General features: G+C 54.7%; 26 protein-coding genes. All 26 read left to right on the top strand.

The features are described 5' to 3' along the window. The first annotated feature begins 74 nt into the window (after positions 1 to 74). The 26 genes from rpsH (at position 75) to infB (ending at position 16,664) form a co-directional block, all read left to right on the top strand. Positions 75 to 473 (top strand): 30S ribosomal protein S8, encoded by a 399-nt coding sequence (rpsH, locus tag DW088_RS05315; RefSeq protein ID WP_110435396.1) that lies wholly within the window; start codon positions 75 to 77, stop codon positions 471 to 473. 14 nt (positions 474 to 487) lie between these two features. After that, a complete protein-coding gene (rplF, locus tag DW088_RS05310; protein WP_117489841.1) occupies positions 488 to 1,033 on the top strand; it encodes a 50S ribosomal protein L6 in 546 nt (181 codons plus the stop codon). A gap of 21 nt (positions 1,034 to 1,054) precedes the next feature. After that, positions 1,055 to 1,414, top strand: coding sequence for a 50S ribosomal protein L18 (gene rplR, locus DW088_RS05305; protein WP_110435394.1), 360 nt, complete (start codon positions 1,055 to 1,057; stop codon positions 1,412 to 1,414). A 17-nt stretch (positions 1,415 to 1,431) separates the two neighbouring features. Continuing rightward, positions 1,432 to 1,935: a 30S ribosomal protein S5 gene (gene rpsE / locus DW088_RS05300; protein WP_054326956.1), complete on the top strand. Its 504-nt coding sequence runs from the start codon at positions 1,432 to 1,434 to the stop codon at positions 1,933 to 1,935. 17 nt (positions 1,936 to 1,952) lie between these two features. Then, positions 1,953 to 2,135 (top strand): 50S ribosomal protein L30, encoded by a 183-nt coding sequence (gene rpmD / locus DW088_RS05295; RefSeq protein WP_110435393.1) that lies wholly within the window; start codon positions 1,953 to 1,955, stop codon positions 2,133 to 2,135. A 3-nt stretch (positions 2,136 to 2,138) separates the two neighbouring features. Then, positions 2,139 to 2,579: a 50S ribosomal protein L15 gene (gene rplO, locus DW088_RS05290; protein ID WP_110435392.1), complete on the top strand. Its 441-nt coding sequence runs from the start codon at positions 2,139 to 2,141 to the stop codon at positions 2,577 to 2,579. 1 nt (position 2,580) lies between these two features. Then, positions 2,581 to 3,882, top strand: a complete 1,302-nt coding sequence (secY, locus tag DW088_RS05285) for a preprotein translocase subunit SecY (protein ID WP_118360018.1) — start codon at positions 2,581 to 2,583, stop codon at positions 3,880 to 3,882. A 19-nt stretch (positions 3,883 to 3,901) separates the two neighbouring features. Next, positions 3,902 to 4,531 carry an adenylate kinase gene (locus tag DW088_RS05280; RefSeq protein ID WP_118360017.1) on the top strand — a complete coding sequence of 210 codons (630 nt, stop codon included), beginning with the start codon at positions 3,902 to 3,904 and terminating at the stop codon, positions 4,529 to 4,531. Position 4,532: 1 nt separating this feature from the next. Continuing rightward, a complete protein-coding gene (gene map, locus DW088_RS05275) occupies positions 4,533 to 5,297 on the top strand; it encodes a type I methionyl aminopeptidase (RefSeq protein WP_110435389.1) in 765 nt (254 codons plus the stop codon). Then, entirely contained in the window at positions 5,297 to 5,575 is a 279-nt protein-coding gene (locus DW088_RS05270) for a KOW domain-containing RNA-binding protein (RefSeq protein WP_110435388.1), read from the top strand. The genes map and DW088_RS05270 overlap by 1 nt, the downstream gene beginning before the upstream one ends. Before the next feature lie 19 nt (positions 5,576 to 5,594). Further along, complete coding sequence (gene infA / locus DW088_RS05265) at positions 5,595 to 5,813, top strand: translation initiation factor IF-1 (protein ID WP_110435387.1); 219 nt, start codon at positions 5,595 to 5,597, stop codon at positions 5,811 to 5,813. A 103-nt stretch (positions 5,814 to 5,916) separates the two neighbouring features. Beyond that, positions 5,917 to 6,030: a 50S ribosomal protein L36 gene (gene rpmJ, locus DW088_RS05260; RefSeq protein ID WP_031472205.1), complete on the top strand. Its 114-nt coding sequence runs from the start codon at positions 5,917 to 5,919 to the stop codon at positions 6,028 to 6,030. 317 nt (positions 6,031 to 6,347) lie between these two features. Beyond that, positions 6,348 to 6,716 (top strand): 30S ribosomal protein S13, encoded by a 369-nt coding sequence (gene rpsM / locus DW088_RS05255; protein ID WP_031472203.1) that lies wholly within the window; start codon positions 6,348 to 6,350, stop codon positions 6,714 to 6,716. Positions 6,717 to 6,732: 16 nt separating this feature from the next. Beyond that, a complete protein-coding gene (rpsK, locus tag DW088_RS05250) occupies positions 6,733 to 7,137 on the top strand; it encodes a 30S ribosomal protein S11 (RefSeq protein WP_031472201.1) in 405 nt (134 codons plus the stop codon). 18 nt (positions 7,138 to 7,155) lie between these two features. Beyond that, positions 7,156 to 7,749, top strand: a complete 594-nt coding sequence (gene rpsD, locus DW088_RS05245) for a 30S ribosomal protein S4 (RefSeq protein ID WP_110435386.1) — start codon at positions 7,156 to 7,158, stop codon at positions 7,747 to 7,749. A gap of 84 nt (positions 7,750 to 7,833) precedes the next feature. After that, positions 7,834 to 8,781 (top strand): DNA-directed RNA polymerase subunit alpha, encoded by a 948-nt coding sequence (locus tag DW088_RS05240; protein ID WP_110435385.1) that lies wholly within the window; start codon positions 7,834 to 7,836, stop codon positions 8,779 to 8,781. Positions 8,782 to 8,960: 179 nt separating this feature from the next. Continuing rightward, a complete protein-coding gene (rplQ, locus tag DW088_RS05235) occupies positions 8,961 to 9,305 on the top strand; it encodes a 50S ribosomal protein L17 (protein WP_110435384.1) in 345 nt (114 codons plus the stop codon). 185 nt (positions 9,306 to 9,490) lie between these two features. Next, entirely contained in the window at positions 9,491 to 9,874 is a 384-nt protein-coding gene (locus tag DW088_RS05230; protein WP_442861173.1) for a DUF2500 domain-containing protein, read from the top strand. 151 nt (positions 9,875 to 10,025) lie between these two features. Beyond that, positions 10,026 to 10,205, top strand: a complete 180-nt coding sequence (locus tag DW088_RS05225; protein WP_118360016.1) for a hypothetical protein — start codon at positions 10,026 to 10,028, stop codon at positions 10,203 to 10,205. A 123-nt stretch (positions 10,206 to 10,328) separates the two neighbouring features. After that, complete coding sequence (locus DW088_RS05220; RefSeq protein ID WP_118360015.1) at positions 10,329 to 11,030, top strand: copper amine oxidase N-terminal domain-containing protein; 702 nt, start codon at positions 10,329 to 10,331, stop codon at positions 11,028 to 11,030. Between the two features lie 30 nt (positions 11,031 to 11,060). Continuing rightward, positions 11,061 to 11,234 (top strand): hypothetical protein, encoded by a 174-nt coding sequence (locus DW088_RS15825; protein WP_158574615.1) that lies wholly within the window; start codon positions 11,061 to 11,063, stop codon positions 11,232 to 11,234. A gap of 199 nt (positions 11,235 to 11,433) precedes the next feature. Next, complete coding sequence (gene rimP / locus DW088_RS05215; protein WP_242988106.1) at positions 11,434 to 11,898, top strand: ribosome maturation factor RimP; 465 nt, start codon at positions 11,434 to 11,436, stop codon at positions 11,896 to 11,898. 21 nt (positions 11,899 to 11,919) lie between these two features. Then, on the top strand, positions 11,920 to 12,984 hold the full coding sequence (gene nusA / locus DW088_RS05210) for a transcription termination factor NusA (RefSeq protein WP_110435381.1): 1,065 nt from the start codon (positions 11,920 to 11,922) through the stop codon (positions 12,982 to 12,984). Between the two features lie 22 nt (positions 12,985 to 13,006). Further along, on the top strand, positions 13,007 to 13,288 hold the full coding sequence (gene rnpM, locus DW088_RS05205; RefSeq protein ID WP_118360014.1) for an RNase P modulator RnpM: 282 nt from the start codon (positions 13,007 to 13,009) through the stop codon (positions 13,286 to 13,288). Then, positions 13,278 to 14,144, top strand: coding sequence for a ribosomal L7Ae/L30e/S12e/Gadd45 family protein (locus DW088_RS05200; RefSeq protein WP_118360013.1), 867 nt, complete (start codon positions 13,278 to 13,280; stop codon positions 14,142 to 14,144). Before rnpM ends, DW088_RS05200 begins: the two co-directional genes overlap by 11 nt. A gap of 210 nt (positions 14,145 to 14,354) precedes the next feature. Further along, positions 14,355 to 16,664 (top strand): translation initiation factor IF-2, encoded by a 2,310-nt coding sequence (infB, locus tag DW088_RS05195; RefSeq protein ID WP_117489859.1) that lies wholly within the window; start codon positions 14,355 to 14,357, stop codon positions 16,662 to 16,664. Positions 16,665 to 16,978: the final 314 nt, after the last annotated feature.

The raw sequence follows: 16,978 nt of genomic DNA, 5'->3' as shown, positions 1-16,978 counted from the left end.
CAGAACCGGATTAACCCACCGGCGCTCGATTGCTGCACTACCCCCAAACTTCTTATATTAAAGGAGAGCATTTTATGCAGATCACTGATCCTATCGCGGATATGCTGACTCGTATCCGCAACGCTGGCAATGCTCGTCATGCCAGTGTGGATGTACCCGCATCCAAGATGAAGAAGGCTATTGCCCAGATCCTGCTCGATGAAGGCTACATCAAGTCTTTCGAGGTTGTAGAGGGCAACACCCAGGGCATTATCCGCATCGCACTGAAGTACGTTGATAACCGCCAGAAGGCTATCACCGGCATCAAGCGTGTGTCCAAGCCGGGCCTGCGTGTATACGCTGGCGCACAGGAGCTGCCGAAGGTACTCCGCGGCCTTGGTATTGCCATCGTTTCCACTTCCAGAGGCGTCATGACCGACAAGAAGGCTCGCGAGCTGAACGTCGGCGGTGAAGTTCTCGCATTTGTATGGTAAGGGAGGTATAAACAATGTCTCGTATTGGTAGAATGCCGATTGCCATCCCGGCCGGCGTTGAAGTCAAGATTGACGGCAGCGTTGTTACCGTGAAGGGCGCTAAGGCAACCCTTACCCGCGAATTTCATCCGAACATGACCATCGCGGTAGAGGGCAACGAAATCCTCGTAACCCGTCCGAACGACGACAAGCACAACCGCGCACTGCACGGCCTCACCCGCAGCCTGGTTCACAACATGGTTGTTGGTGTTACCGATGGCTTCAAGAAGGAGCTGAGCGTTCAGGGCGTTGGTTACCGTGTCGCTAAGCAGGGCAAGGATCTGGTTATGAACCTCGGTTACTCGCATCAGGTTACCATGAGCGAGGTGGAGGGCATCACGATCGACGTTCCGAACCCGAACACGATCATCATCTCCGGTCCTGACAAGCAGAAGGTTGGCCAGTTTGCAGCGGAAGTCCGCGAGAAGCGTCCGCCGGAACCCTATAAGGGCAAGGGCATTCGCTACGCTGATGAGTATGTCCGCCGCAAGGAAGGCAAGACCGGCGCTAAGAAGAAGTAAGGAAAGGAGAGGCGAAAATAAATGGTTTCGAAGAAGGATTCCAACAAGGCGCGCCTTCAGCGCCACAAGCGCGTACGCGCTAAGATCAGCGGCACCGCTGAGCGTCCCCGTCTGGACGTATTCCGTTCTGCAAAGAACATCTATGCACAGGTTATTGACGATGTAGCCGGTGTAACCCTCGTATCCGCCTCGACTGCAGAGAAGAGCTTTACCGAGTACGGCGGCAACAAGGAAGCAGCCAAGAAGATTGGTCAGATCGTTGCCGAGCGCTGCAAGGCTAAGGGCATTGAGACTGTCGTGTTTGACCGCGGCGGCTATGTGTTCCACGGCCGCGTGAAGGAGCTCGCAGATGGCGCCCGTGAGGGCGGCCTGCAGTTTTAATCGGGAGGAGGTAAAACATGGCTCAGTTTAACAGAAACGATAAGCGTGAGGACGAGTTCTCCGAGAACGTTGTAGCGCTCAACCGCGTTGCCAAGACCGTTAAGGGCGGCCGAATCTTCAAGTTCGCAGCTCTGGTCGTTGTAGGCGACGGCAAGGGTACCGTTGGTTTCGGCCTCGGTAAGGCTTCCGAGGTTCCGGACGCTATCCGCAAGGGCATCGAGGACGCCAAGAAGAACCTCGTTAAGATTTCTCTGAAGGGCACCACCATCCCGCACGAGGTTATCGGCGAGTTCGGTGCAGGCCGCGTTCTGCTCAAGCCTGCTGCTCCCGGTACCGGCGTTATCGCCGGCGGCGCTGTTCGTGCAGTAGTTGAGGCTGCCGGCATCAAGGACATCCGTACCAAGTGCCTGCGTTCCAACAACCCGCAGAACGTTGTTACCGCAACGATGGAAGGCCTGAAGAGCCTGCGCGACGCAGCTCAGGTAGCTGCTGTACGCGGCAAAGCCGTAGAAGAACTGTAAGAAAGGGGTAACTGACAATGGCTAACATGAAGATTACCCTGAAAAAGAGCCTGGCTGGTCGCTTGGAGAAGCACATCGCAACGGCTCATTCTTTGGGGCTTAAGAAGATCAATGACGTAACCGTTCAGCCGGACAACGCGCAGACGCGCGGCAAGGTAAAGCAGATCGGTTACCTGCTCGAAATCGTAGAGGAGGCGTAACCCATGAAGCTGCATGAATTGACGCCTGCCGCAGGCGCTACCAAGCCGGCATACCGTAAGGGCCGCGGCGCTGGTTCCGGCAATGGCAAGACCGCAGGTCGCGGTCACAAGGGCCAGTGGGCCCGTTCCGGCGGCGGTGTCCGTCCGGGCTTTGAAGGCGGCCAGATGCCTCTGGCACGTCGTCTGCCGAAGCGTGGTTTCCACAACATTTTCGGCACCACTTACGCACCGGTCAATGTTTCCGCACTGGAGAAGTTTGAAGACGGCGCTGAGGTAACTGCAGAGATCCTCTGCAATGCCGGCATCGTTAAGAATGCTCTCGACGGCATCAAGATCCTCGGCACCGGCACGCTGACCAAGAAGCTGACCGTTAAGGCAGCTGCTTTCTCGGCTTCCGCAAAGGAGAAGATCGAAGCCGCAGGCGGAAAGGCCGAGGTGGTTTAAGGTGTTTCAAACCCTTAAAAACGCCTGGTCTATGCCCGAACTGCGCAAGAAGATGCTGTACACTCTGTTCATCATCCTGATCTTCCGCTTTGGTTCGTGCATTCCGGTTCCGTTTATTGATACCGCGCTCCTGTCTCAGTACTTTGAGCAGGCATCGGTGAACGGTTCGATGCTTGGTTATCTGGATATGTTCACCGGCGGTGGTCTGTCTCGTGCGACCATCTTCGCAATGTCCATCACCCCGTATATCAACGCATCCATCATCCTTCAGCTGCTGACTGTTGCCATCCCCACTCTTGAGCGTATGGTAAAGGACGGCGGCGAGGAAGGCCGTGAGAAGATCGCAAGCTGGACCCGTTACCTCGGCGTTCTGCTTGGTCTGCTCCAGGGTCTGTCCTACTACGCACTGCTTCGCAACGGTTTCGGCGGCCAGACCATGCTGTCCAACACCGGCGCGCTTGCAGCCGTAACCATTATCGTAACTTTCACCGCAGGCACCGCGCTGATCATGTGGATGGGCGAGCATATCACCCAGAAGGGTATCGGCAACGGCATTTCGATCATCCTGTTCGCAGGTATCGTTTCCCGCGGTCCGTCGCTCATGCGTACGCTGGTTAACCTGTTCCAGACCGGCACGAGCGGCATCGTTTCCGGCATTGCAATGATTATCGTCGGTCTTGCGATCGTTGTATTCATCGTTTATATGTCGAATGCAGAGCGCCGCATCCCGGTTCAGTACGCAAAGCGCGTAGTTGGCCGCAAGATGTACGGCGGTCAGTCCACCCACCTGCCGATCAAGGTCAATGCGTCCGGCGTTATGCCGATCATCTTCGCATCGTCCATCCTGTCCCTGCCGCAGACCATTTCGATGTTCTGGCACCCAGAGAGCGGCTCGGTTGGTGCGCATATTCTTAACCTGTTCTCTCAGACCAGCGTGTTCTACATTGTACTGTACGCACTGCTGATCCTCGCATTTGCATACTTCTATGCATCCATCCAGTTCAACCCGATCGAGATTGCCAACAACCTGAAGAAGAACGGCGGCTTCATCCCGGGCTTCCGTCCCGGCAAGCCGACCAGCGACTTCATCACCAAGGCACTCGGCAAGGTCACCTTCGTTGGTGCGCTGTTCCTCGCTGTTGTAGCACTGCTCCCGCTGATCGTAGGCGCAGTAAACTCCAGCCTGAGCAACGTAGCACTGGGCGGCACCTCGGTTATCATCGTAGTAGGCGTTGCGCTTGATACGGTGAAGCAGATGGAAGCACAGATGCTGATGCGTCATCATAAGGGATTCCTGGAATAATTCTGGAGGCTGTGTTCAAATGAATTTAATTCTGCTGGGCGCTCCGGGCGCCGGTAAGGGCACGCTTGCTTCTTACCTGATCGAGCAGATGGGTGTACCGAGCATTTCCACCGGTAACATCCTGCGCGAAGCGATTAAGAACAATACTCCGCTCGGCCAGTCCGCTAAGGAGTATATGGATGCCGGCAAGCTGGTACCCGATGAAGTGGTTATCGGCATGCTGAAGGAGCGTATCGCTAAGCGCGACTGCAAGAGCGGTTTCATCCTCGACGGTTTTCCGCGTACGATTCCGCAGGCGGAAGCACTCGACGAGATTGCTCGCATCGACTGCGCTCTGTCCCTTGAGGTTGCAGACGACGTCATCGAAAAGCGCATGACCGGCCGCCGTGTCTGCCTGCGTTGCGGTGCAACCTATCACGTTGAGGCAAATCCGCCGCGCGTGAAGGACGTTTGCGACATCTGCGGCGATAAGCTGGTCATCCGCAGCGATGATCAGGCTGAGGTCGTTCGTCATCGTCTTGAAACCTACCATGAGCAGACCGAGCCGCTCAAGGGCTACTATGAAGCCCAGGGCAAGCTCAAGAGCATCGATGGTGCTCAGGGCATCACCGCTACCGAAAAGTTTGCAGTAGAGGCACTGGGTCTGTAATATGATTCATATCAAGACGGAAAAAGAGCTTGAAAAAATGCGTGTTGCCGGCCGCCTTACCGCTATTGCGCGTAAGGCGGCGGCAGACGCCGTAAAGCCGGGTGTTACCACCTGGGAGATCGACCGCATCGTCCGCAAGACGATTGAGGATGCCGGCGCCAAGCCGTCCTTCCTCGGCTACGGCGGCTTCCCTGGCAGCGCCTGCGTATCGCTGAATGACCAGGTCATCCACGGTATTCCTTCCAAGCACGCAGTTGTCAAGGAAGGCGATATCGTTAAGGTTGATGTTGGTGCATACATCGGCGGTTTCCACGGCGACTGCGCCTGCACGGTTCCGTGCGGTGAAGTAAGCGAAGAGGCGAAAAAGCTGATCGCTGTAACACGTCAGAGCTTCTTTGAAGGCATTAAATTTGCCCGTGAGGGCTACCGCGTATCGGATATCGGCGCAGCCGTTCAGGCTTACGTCGAGGCCAACGGCTTTTCTGTCGTGCGCGACTACGTCGGTCACGGCGTAGGCGCTGCGCTGCATGAGAGCCCGGAGGTTCCGAACTACGGCAAACCGGGCCACGGCATTCGCCTGCAGCGCGGTATGGTCATCGCGGTAGAGCCGATGGTCAATGTGGGTGTTTACACGGTCAAGGTCCTGCCGGATGGCTGGACGGTTAAGACCAGGGACGGCAAGCTGTCCGCTCACTACGAAAACACCATCGCTATTACGGATGGAGAGCCGGAGATTCTTACGAATATCGACGGCGAAGTGCTGTAATGGCAGAGATTCGTACCGCCGACATTGTGCTGTCGCTGACCGGAAGGGACAGAGGACAGCTGATGCTGGTCGTCGCAGAGGAGGGGGATTTTCTTCTGCTGGCGAACGGACGTGCGCGCCGGGCCGAAAACCCGAAGCGCAAGCGCCGCAAGCATGTGAGCCTGCAGGGCCCATGCGACGAGCGCACACGGCTCAAGCTGCAAAGCGAAAGCCGGCTGACAAACAGCGAGATCCGCAAGGCGCTCGCCCTCTGGACAGGGGACGAGAACGCAAATTGACCGAGGAGGATAAACCACAATGGCAAAAGATGATGTGATTGAGCTCGAGGGTACCGTCGTAGAGGCGCTGCCCAATGCAATGTTTCAGGTAGAGCTTCCCAACGGCCATAAGATTCTGGCGCATATCTCGGGCAAGCTCCGCATGAACTTTATCCGCATTCTTCCCGGCGACAAGGTCACCGTTCAGATGTCGCCTTACGACCTGACCCGCGGTCGTATCACTTGGCGTTCCAAGTAAGATAAAAAGCGGGCGGAGGTACGCATGTGACCTGCGCGCCAGTGGTCGCCGGACAGGTTTCCGGTGTCCCATCCCACCAAAAATTTGATGGAGGTAAAATAACATGAAGGTAAGACCGTCTGTAAAGCCGATCTGCGAGAAGTGCAAGATCATTCGCCGTAAGGGCAAGGTTATGGTTATCTGCCAGAACCCGAAGCACAAGCAGAAGCAGGGCTAAGAGCACCTGACGGTGCTTATAGGGACTTTCAAAAAGTCCCTATATACAAAAACAAGTTCCTGACGAAACTTGTTTTTGATACCCGAACGACGCGATCCAAGATCGCTGAGTCAAGGTATAAAAAGTACGGGCAAAGCTCGCACTTTTTATGGAAACTGCAAGCAGTTTCCGAATAAATGCGCACCCAGGGGTGCGGATCATGGTTTACGCGAGCACGACAAGCACGCACGGCGAGTGCGGCGCTGCAGGAGCGGAGGCGGCTCCTATACTGTGTTTGCAAACACGCCTCAGTGTGTAACTATGGAGGTTATAATAGTATGGCACGTATTGCCGGTGTTGACCTTCCCCGCGAGAAGCGCGTGGAGATCGGCCTGACCTACGTTTTCGGCATTGGCCGCAAAACGTCCAACGAGATCCTTGCTAAGACCGGTATCAATCCGGATACCCGCGTTAAGGACCTGACCGAAGAAGAGGCTGCTAAGCTGCGTGAAGTCATCGAGCGCGACTACAACGTCGAGGGTGACCTGCGCCGTGAGATCGGCCTGAATATCAAGCGTCTGGTTGAGATTGGCTGCTACCGCGGCCTGCGCCATCGCCGCGGCCTGCCGGTTCGCGGTCAGCGCACCAAGACCAATGCTCGTACCCGCAAGGGCCCGAAGAAGACCATTGCGAACAAGAAGAAGTAAGGAGGGGAACGTATAAATGGCTAAGGTACAGAAGAAGGGCGCTGCGACCCGTACTCGTCGTCGTGAGCGCAAGAACATTGAAAAGGGCGCGGCACATATCCGTTCCTCTTTCAACAACACGATCGTTACCATTACCGACCTGAACGGTAACGCTATTTCCTGGGCTTCCTCCGGCGAAATGGGCTTCCGCGGTTCGCGTAAGTCCACTCCGTTCGCTGCTCAGACTGCGGCTGAAACCGCTGCTGCTGCTGCAATGGAGCACGGTCTGAAGACTGTTGAAGTATACGTTAAGGGCCCGGGTTCCGGCCGTGAGGCTGCAATCCGTGCACTGCAGGCCGCTGGCCTCGAGGTTACCATGATCAAGGACGTAACCCCGATCCCGCACAACGGCTGCCGTCCGCCCAAGCGTCGTCGAGTTTAATAGAGGAGGAACCAATAAATGGCTAAGAATACCCAGCCCGTTCTCAAGCGCTGCAAGACGCTTGGTCTTTCCCCTGCGGTACTTGGTTACTCCAAGTCCACGAAGCGTCAGCCCAAGCAGAGCCGCCGCAAGCAGTCCGAGTACGGCATGCAGCTGAACGAAAAGCAGAAGGTAAAATTCATCTACGGCGTACTCGAGAAGCAGTTCCATGCTTACTACGAGAAGGCTGAGCGCAAGCAGGGCATCACCGGTGAGATCCTGCTGCAGGAGCTCGAGCGCCGTCTGGACAACGTAGTTTTCCGCATGGGCTTTGCTAACACCCGCCGTGAGGCTCGTCAGCTGGTTAACCATGCACACTTCACCGTAAACGGCAAGCGCGTTAACATTCCGTCTTACCAGGTTAAGCCGGGCGACGTAGTTGCAGTTTCCGAGAAGTCCCGTTCTACCACCAAGTTCAAGTCTCTGCTGGAAGAGAACGGCAAGAAGGCTTGCCCGAAGTGGATCGAGAAGGCTAACGATTCCTTCGAGGGCAAGATCGTTGCGATGCCTGCACGTGACGACATCGACTATGATGTTGCCGAGCACCTCATCGTCGAGCTGTACTCGAAATAATAGACCCTCGCTTTTGGAACAGGCGCGGCGTCTGCTTCGCCTGTTCTATCTTAAGTTTCCAACCAACGTGAAGGAGGGTACCACATGATCGAAATCGAAAAACCGCGTATTGACTGTGAACAGCTCGCGGAGGACGGTTCCTACGGCAAGTTTGTCGTAGAGCCTCTTGAGCGCGGCTACGGCACCACGCTGGGCAACTCTCTGCGCCGCATCCTGCTGTCGTCTCTGCCTGGCACGGCAGCGTCCAGCATCAAGATCGCTGGTGTGCAGCACGAGTTTTCTACGATTCCGGGCGTTAAGGAAGACGTTACCGAAATCGTGCTGAATGTTAAGGGCATTATTGCCAAGCTGCATTGTGATGGTCCCAAGACGGTCTACATCGAGGCCGCCGGCGAGGGCGAGGTCAAGGCTGGCGATATCCACGCAGACGGCGAGGTTGAGATCCTCAACCCGGATCTGCACATCGCTACCCTGATGAGCGACGCGCGTCTGTCCATGGAGATCACGATGACTTCCGGCCGCGGCTATGTTCCGGCTGAGAAGAACAAGCAGCATCAGACCTCCATCGGCGTCATTCCGGTGGATTCGATCTACACGCCGGTTTACAAGGTAAACTACACGGTTGAAAACACCCGTGTACGCGACCTGACCGACTATGACAAGCTGACGCTCGAGGTATGGACCGATGCAACCATCAACGCACGCGACGCGGTTTCGCTCGGTGCAAAGGTTCTGCGTGACCACCTCGATCTGTTCGTAGACCTGTCCGAGGAAATCGGCTCCAAGTCCACCGTTGTTGAAAAGGCTGAAGCGCAGCACGATAAGGTGCTTGAAATGACCATTGAGGAGCTTGACTTCTCCGTGCGTTCGTTCAACTGCCTCAAGCGCGCAGGCATCAACACGGTTGAGGACCTCATCAACACCTCCGAGGAGGACATGATGAAGGTTCGTAACCTGGGCCGCAAGTCCCTGGAAGAGGTTATCGGCAAGCTGGAGGCAATGGGTCTCCACCTCGCCAAGTCCGAAGAATAATCTGCGTCTTTCCGCCCGCAGCTTCGTCAGAAGCACGATTGCGTACCTTTGTACGCGGCACGCGCTTCTTCCTTGCTGTGAACGAAAATACTTGATTATTTCAAAGAGGAATTACTTGAACTGTTGCGGCGGTACGATTACCGCGCCGCCGCTTTACTTTAATTTGGAGGTAAACTCACATGGCTAACAATCGCAAGCTCGGCCGTGCTACGGATCACCGTATGGCTATGCTGCGTGCGCTGGTAACCTACCTGCTGGAGAACGGCAAGGTTGAGACCACGCTCGCTCGTGCCAAGGAAGTAGGCCCGCTGACTGAGAAGATGATCACCCTGGGCAAGAAGAACACCCTGGCATCCCGCCGTCAGGCTATGGCTTTCGTAACCAAGGAAGCTGTTGTTGCTAAGCTGTTCTCTGAGATCGCTCCGGAGTACGCTAACCGCAACGGTGGCTACACCCGCATCATCAAGACCGGCCCGCGTCGTGGCGACGCAGCTGAAATGGCGATCATCGAGCTGGTTAAGTAAGTTAAATTTTAACTTCTGACGACTCGATCTGTTCCAAAACAGAAAAATGATCCTAAAAAGGTTATCCAGTAGCGTGCTTATTGGATAACCTTTTTCTTTTTGCCTTTTTGGAATACCTATGATACTATGTAGGTAGAACGTAAATTGTTTGATCGAAAATTGGAACGCCGAAGGAGGGCCGGAAGATGTTTGCAATGCAGATGTTTGATATATTGAGTTTCATCGTCCCCATCATGTTTATTGTCGTATTTGGCATCATCATTTTTTCAATCATACAGGGGATAAGCACATGGCATAAGAACAATAATTCGCCCAGATTGACCGTACCGGCGGTGATCGTTGCAAAGCGGACAGATGTATCACATCACCAGCATGCCAATGCAGGCGACATGAGCGGAGCACACGGCTTCCACACAACGTCGAGCACGACTTATTATGTCACGTTTCAGGTGGAAAGCGGGGACCGGATGGAGTTCCATGTTTCCGGCTCGGAATATGGTATGCTTGCAGAGGGTGATACCGGCAGACTGACCTTTCAGGGGACGCGGTATCTGTCGTTTGAGCGATAGTTTTTATTCGAGAGGGGCTTGCGTATGCCGGAAAATATTCAAATAATCTGTTTGGTGCGGCTGTCTGCGGTCTGCTGATCGGTGTGGAGCGGCGAGAAAAAATGCAGGTGACCGAGCCTGCGGTCGGTCTGACAGACGGAAAGGCGACCTTGTGCGTCTGTACGACTGGCTGGAGCAGAAAAAAATCATCGTGCGAGAGATCAATCTCAAGCGGCAGGAAGGCAGTTCGGTAAAAATCGTGCTGTACATTGCCATGCCGCGGCATTTCGATAAAGCGGATTTCCTGCGGCTGCAGGAGGACATTCCGGGTGTGCAGTCGGTTGAGATATAAACGGAATAGAAAAGCCGTTCGGCAGAAATGCCGGACGGCTTTTGTGCTGATTGGATAATATAGCATTGAAATACAAGGAATTGTTTGGTATACTGTAACAAACAAATAAAGGGAGGTCACAATATGAAAAAGAGAATCCCCGCAATCATCCTGATGTTTGCCCTGTTCCTGACCACATCATATGCGGCAAACACCTATCGCAAGACGATCACCGTCACGTCCGGCGTCAATGTGGAATTCAACAACGAAGCAATCGACATGACAGACGCCAACGGCAAAGCGGTCGAGGCGTTTATCTACAACGGCACGACCTATGTGCCGATTCGTGCGGTGTCCAATGCGTTCGGCGCGGATATCGGTTATGACCGCAATACGCAGACGATTTCGATTTATGATGATTTCTCTGAAGTATGTGCAGTTGCACATGAAATGAGTAGTATTCTTTCTGATTATTATAGTATTGTACTAATGGAACTGACAGGTGTGGCGAATGAAAACGCTGCAAATAGTATGAAAGATGCTGTTGCAGAATTGGATACACGTATTGATAACATGTATGATACATTCATATATCTTAATTCGGAAGATGGCAGTAATACGAATTTTAACCTTTTGAGTGAGCCAATTAACAAATATCATACTGCTATTCTGTCTTGCCTTACAGCTACACAGTCATACGAGACATTTGTTGGTAATCAGAATAGTTATAATGCTAACAAGTTCATTGATAATTTTCATGTTGTAGTTGATGACTATGCGGCAGCACAAACAGCGATTTCTGATGTGTTTGAAGAATATTCGCTGTGGAGAGATTTAGGTTTCTAAAGCGATTATTGATGAAAGGAGATAGAGATCATGTACCTAAAAGCAGCCGCACTCACTATATTAGGCTGGTTTATTGGCCTGCTGCTGGATGCAAACATCGACTTCGGTGACCCAATGGGTTTCCTCAGTCTGCGCATCCTGTTTCCCATCTTGGCCATGGGACTGTGCATCCTGCATGAGCTGAGACACGGCAGCAGCCGCTAATCTGCAAAATTTGCGGCTCACACGCCTAAATTTGTGCATTTTCACGGTAAAAACGGATATTTTTATTGCAAAAACGCTTGCAATGTACGGCAATGCGTGATATACTATCAGTGTAAGATGATAAGTAACCGTAAGGAGTGGCCAAGTGCCACTCCTTACGCTTTGCTCGGAGAAAATTTTTCAGTAAGGAGGGACGGCTTTGCAGGCAAAGCAGATCGTAGCCCGCGTAGAGGAACTGGTAAAGCCTTTGTGTGAACAGGCTGGTGTTTCCCTGTGGGATGTGGAGTTTGAAAAAGAGGGCGGACAGTACATGCTGACCGTCACCGTGGATCGTCCGGAAGGCGTTAATATCGACCAGTGCGAGCAGGTTTCGCGCGCACTCGATCCCATGCTGGATGAAAAGGAATTTGACGATATGCCGTCCTACACGCTGTGTGTTTCCTCGGCCGGTATGTCGCGCCGCCTCAAGCGCCCGGAGCATTTCCAGGCGTTCATGGGTCAGACCGTCGAAGTCGGCTTCTACAAGCCGATGAACGGTATGAAGCAGATCGAGGGCACACTCGCCGGCTATGACAACGGCGCTGTAACGCTGGAAGTGAACGGCGAGACCACTGTATACGAACCCAAAGACATTGCCGCAGTTCGACTGGCGGTAGAGATATAAGAAGGAGCTGAGTTGGAAAAAATGGTTAACGCAGAATTTTTTGACGCGCTGGAACAGCTGGAAAAGGAAAAAGGCATTCCGGTAGACTATATGCTCGACCGTGTAGGTCAGGCGCTGATCACCGCCTACAAGCGCGATAACGACGGCATGACCGACAATGTTTACGTTGAGCCGGATCGCGACAAGAAGACCATTCACATGTTTGTCCGCAAGACGGTTGTCAAGGCGGAGGACCTGTACGAGCCGTACGAGGAGATCACCCTCGAGGAGGCTGCCGAGTACAAGAATAACCCGATGGTAGGCGATATCATTGATATCGACATCCCGACCAAGTCCTTCGGCCGCATTGCGGCCCAGACTGCAAAGCAGGTTATCATTCAGGGCATCCGCGAGGCAGAGCGCGGCATGGTTATCTCCGAGTTCGAGAGCAAGGAACACGAGATCCTCAACGGCGTGGTTGCCCGCATTGATCCGCGCTCCGGCACCGCTTATCTGGATGTTGTTTCCGGCGGTGAGAAGAGCGAGGCTGTTCTGGCCGCTTCCGAGCAGGTGCGCGGTGAGGTTCTGACCGAGGGTCAGCGCCTGAAGGTTTATCTCATCGAGGTCCGCCGCGGCACCCGCGGCCCGCAGGTCGTTGTTTCCCGCACCCATCCGGGTCTGGTTAAGCGTCTGTTTGAGCTGGAGGTGCCGGAAATCCACTCCGGTATCGTCGAGGTCAAGTCCATCGCGCGTGAGGCAGGCAACCGCACCAAGATCGCTGTTGTTTCTCACGATGAGAACGTGGATCCGATCGGCGCATGCGTTGGTACCCGCGGTGCGCGTGTTGCCAACATCACCGGCGAGCTGAACGGCGAGAAGATCGACATCATCAAGTGGAACGAGGATATGGCGCAGTTCGTTTCTGCGGCACTCGCTCCGGCTGATGTTATCAATGCCACCATGCAGGCGGACAACAAGTCCTGCCGCGTCATCGTTCCGGACGATCAGCTGTCCCTCGCCATCGGCAAGGAAGGCCAGAACGCGCGTCTGGCTGCCAAGCTGACCGGCTGCAAGATCGATATCGCTCCTGAGTCTCAGGGCGAATAAGCAAGCGGAGGTGCGGCAGAATATGGTACAGAAGAAGATTCCCATGCGGCAGTGCCTCGGCTGCCGTGAAATGTTCCCGAAACGGGAGCTGATCCGCGTGGTGCGTTCGCCGGAAGGCGAGCTTTCGCTGGATTTCAAGGGCAAGGCACCCGGCCGCGGCGCATACCTGTGCGGCAAGCCGGAATGTCTGAAAAAGGCCCGCAAGAGCCGTGCGATCGAGCGTGCGCTCAGTGTAGAGGTGCCCGATTCGGTTTACGACCAGCTTGAGCAGCAGATGGAACAGGAGGGTGCAAATGGCAACTGATCCGGTTCTGAGAATGCTCGGTCTGGCACGCCGTGCCGGCAAGCTGGCCTACGGCGACGAGTTGGTGCGAGAGGCGTGCTTTGACCACAAGACCCGATGTGTGTTCATTGCGGGTGACGCAGGCGCAAATGCAGCGAAAAAGGCCGCATTTTACGCCGATAAGGCCAATGTTCCGTGCGTGACGCTGCCGCACGGCAAGCTGGAACTCGGCAGCGCGATCGGCAAGGCAGGCTGCGCGATGTGCGCGGTAGCGGACATCGGTATGGCGGCAGCAGCCGTAAATAAGCTGGCGGAGCAGGATCCTGCATACGCCGAAGTGGCGCAGCAGCTTAGCGAAAAAAACGCAAAGATCCAGTCCCGCAGGGGCGTCAAAAAGCATAAGGATAAGGCGGAAAAGACCGAGGAAGCGCCGGTCAAGACCGAAAAATCGGCAGAGGAGAAGCCCAAGCGCACCTACCGTAAGCCGTCCGGCGAGAAGCGCCCGTTCCGCAAGGACGGCGAATACCGTCCGTATCGCAAGAACGACGGCGAGAAGCGCCCGTTCCGCAAGGACGGTGAATATCGTCCGTATCGCAAGAATGACGGCGAGAAGCGCCCGTTCCGCAAGGAAGGCGACCGTCCGTATCGCAAGAATGACGGCGAGAAGCGTCCGTTCCGCAAGGACGGCGACCGTCCGTATCGCAAGAACGACGGCGAGAAGCGTCCGTTCCGCAAAGACGGCGAATACCGTCCGTATCGTAAGAACGACGGTGAGAAGCGCCCATTCCGTAAGGACGGCGACCGTCCGTTCCGTAAAAGCAGCACAGGCAAGCCGAGCTTCAACAGCGGCAAGCGCAGCTTCCGCAATAAAACGTAATTTCCCGCGCCGCAGCGCGCATTCCAATAGCAAAGCATAGCTTTGCATCAAATGTGCGAGCTTTGCCCGTGCATTTGATACCAGAGCGGAGAAAAGTTTTGACACAGGAGGAACTTTTCGCAGCTTTGGGCGTATCCGAACGCAGTTCGGTACGTCCTCTCTCGTTCAAAACCGTGGTTTTGAACGAAGAAATAAAGGAGGTTATTGCCCATGGCATTAGACAATAAATATCGGGTACACGAGGTCGCTAAGGACTTCGGCGTATCCACCAAGGAGATCACCGAAATCCTGACGAAGTATCGCTCTGCACCGAAGAATCACATGCAGGTGCTTGACGATACCGACCTGTCGGTCATTTTCGAGTATCTCACCCAGCATAATCAAGTAAGTGACATGGAAGGTACGCTGAACGCACAGGGCGCATCCCGCAAGAAGCCGGAGCAGTCCAAGGCGGAAACCAAACAGCAGACCGAGTCCAAGAGAGAGGAGCCTATCGTGCAGCAGCAGCCGACACAGAGCAAGGTAAAGCAGGTTCACCGCATTGATACCCGCGGCACCGGCGATGTAAACCTTGCAAAATATGATGATCATGTAGATAAGCTGGTTGACGCAAAGGCCGAGCGAATGGAGTCCAAGGGCAGCAAGAAGCAGAAGCTGACCAAGAAGTCCGACCAGCGCTCCAAGCCGTTCGGCAACAAGCGCCGTCAGGAGGAGCAGGAGAAGATGCGCCGCCTGCAGCGCCAGCAGCAGATGGCAGCACTTAAGAAGATTCCGGTTAAGGTAATGATTCCGGAGGAGATTTCCGTCGGTGAACTGGCTTCCCGTATGAAGCGCACCGCAGCGGATGTTATCAAGGGCCTTATCAAGCTGGGCGTTATGGCGTCCATCTCTGAGGTGATCGACTACGATACCGCAGCCATCGTTGCAGAGGAAATGGGCTGCAAGGTGGAGAAGGAAGTACACGTTACCATCGAGGAGCAGCTGTTCGACGAGCACGAGGACAAGGAAGAGGAGCTGCAGCCGCGCGATCCGGTCGTTGTTGTTATGGGTCACGTTGACCACGGCAAGACCTCTCTGCTCGACGCGATCCGCAAGACCAAGGTCATCGAGGGCGAGGCCGGCGGCATTACCCAGCACATCGGCGCATACCGCGTTAAGATTGGCGGCAAGCCGATCACCTTCCTCGATACCCCGGGTCACGCTGCGTTTACCTCCATGCGTGCACGCGGTGCGCAGGTAACCGATATCGCCATTCTGGTCGTAGCAGCCGATGACGGCGTTATGCCGCAGACCATCGAGGCGATCAACCACGCCAAGGCAGCAAACGTGCCGATCATTGTTGCCGTAAATAAGATCGACAAGCAGGGTGCAAACCCGGATCGTGTGCTCCAGCAGCTGACCGAGTACGAACTGGTACCGGAGGAATGGGGCGGTCAGACCATCGTCTGCAACATCTCCGCAAAGTTCGGTCAGGGCATTGACAACCTGCTCGAAATGGTACTGCTGACCGCTGAAATGGCTGACCTCAAGGCAAACCCGAACCGTAAGGCACACGGTACCGTTATCGAGGCAAAGCTGGATAAGGGCCGCGGTCCGGTTGCAACCCTTCTGGTACAGAACGGCACCCTGCATGCAGGCGATACCGTTATCGCGGGCACCTCTGTCGGCCGCGTTCGCGCAATGACCAACGACGACGGCAAGAAGATTGAGTCCGCAGGCCCGTCCGTTCCGGTCGAGATCATCGGTCTGGCTGAGGTTCCGGGTGCAGGCGACATCTTTGACGCCGTAGACGACGAGAAGATGGCTCGTGAGCTGGTTGAGCAGCGCAAGGACAAGGAGAAGGAAGAGCGCAACAAGCTGTTCCACAAGGTAACGCTCGATAACCTGTTCGATTCCATCCAGCAGGGCGAGATGAAGGAGCTGAATATCATCGTCAAGGCAGACGTTCAGGGCTCTGTCGAGGCGGTTCGTTCCTCTCTCGAGAAGCTGACCAACGAAGAGGTTCGCGTGCGCGTTATCCACGGTGCCGTTGGCGCCATCAACGAGTCCGACGTTATGCTGGCTGCTGCTTCCGGCGCGATCATTGTTGGCTTTAACGTTCGTCCGGACCGCACCGCTACCGACTCCGCTGCACAGCAGGGCGTTGATATGCGTATGTACCGCGTTATTTATGATGCCATCGAGGAGATGGAGCAGGCCATGAAGGGCATGCTCGAGCCGAAGTTCAAGGAAGTTGTTCTCGGCCACGCAGAGGTTCGTCAGGTGTTCAAGATCACCGGCGCAGGCGCGGTTGCAGGCTGCTATGTACAGGACGGCAAGATTCAGCGTAACGCTGAGGTTCGCGTAGTCCGTGACGGCATCGTATTCCACGAGGGCCACCTGAATACCCTCAAGCGCTTCAAGGACGATGTGAAGGAAGTTGCAACCTCTTATGAGTGCGGCATGAGCATCGAGAACTACAATGATATCAAGGAAGGCGATATCATTGAGTGCTTTGTTATGGAAGAAGTGAAGCGCTAAAACACTTTATAGGGGGGATTCCATCCCCCCTATATACGAAAAAAGTTCCCGAGGAAACTTTTTTCGATACCCCCCTCTCGTTTGCACGGCAAACGAGGTTCCGGACACTTGTCCGGAAGCAGTAGTATAAAAGTCCGGCGGAGCTGGACTTTTATGGGGAATTGAATCACGCACTGTGGTGCGTGTGAAAATGCGCGATAGCGCATTTTCCTATACGACCGGAGGGAATGTGCAGAGTGGAAATAGAGAATCATTCTCCATTTTCCATTCTCAATTCTCCATTATTTAACCAATCCTCACGAAGGAGGTTTGAT

It is taken from the genome of Butyricicoccus sp. AM05-1 (genome assembly GCF_003474415.1).
GTDB classification, from domain to species: domain Bacteria; phylum Bacillota; class Clostridia; order Oscillospirales; family Butyricicoccaceae; genus Agathobaculum; species Agathobaculum butyriciproducens.
The sequence above is the reverse complement of the archived record's forward strand: the minus strand, read 5'-3'. Positions and strand labels throughout refer to the sequence as shown.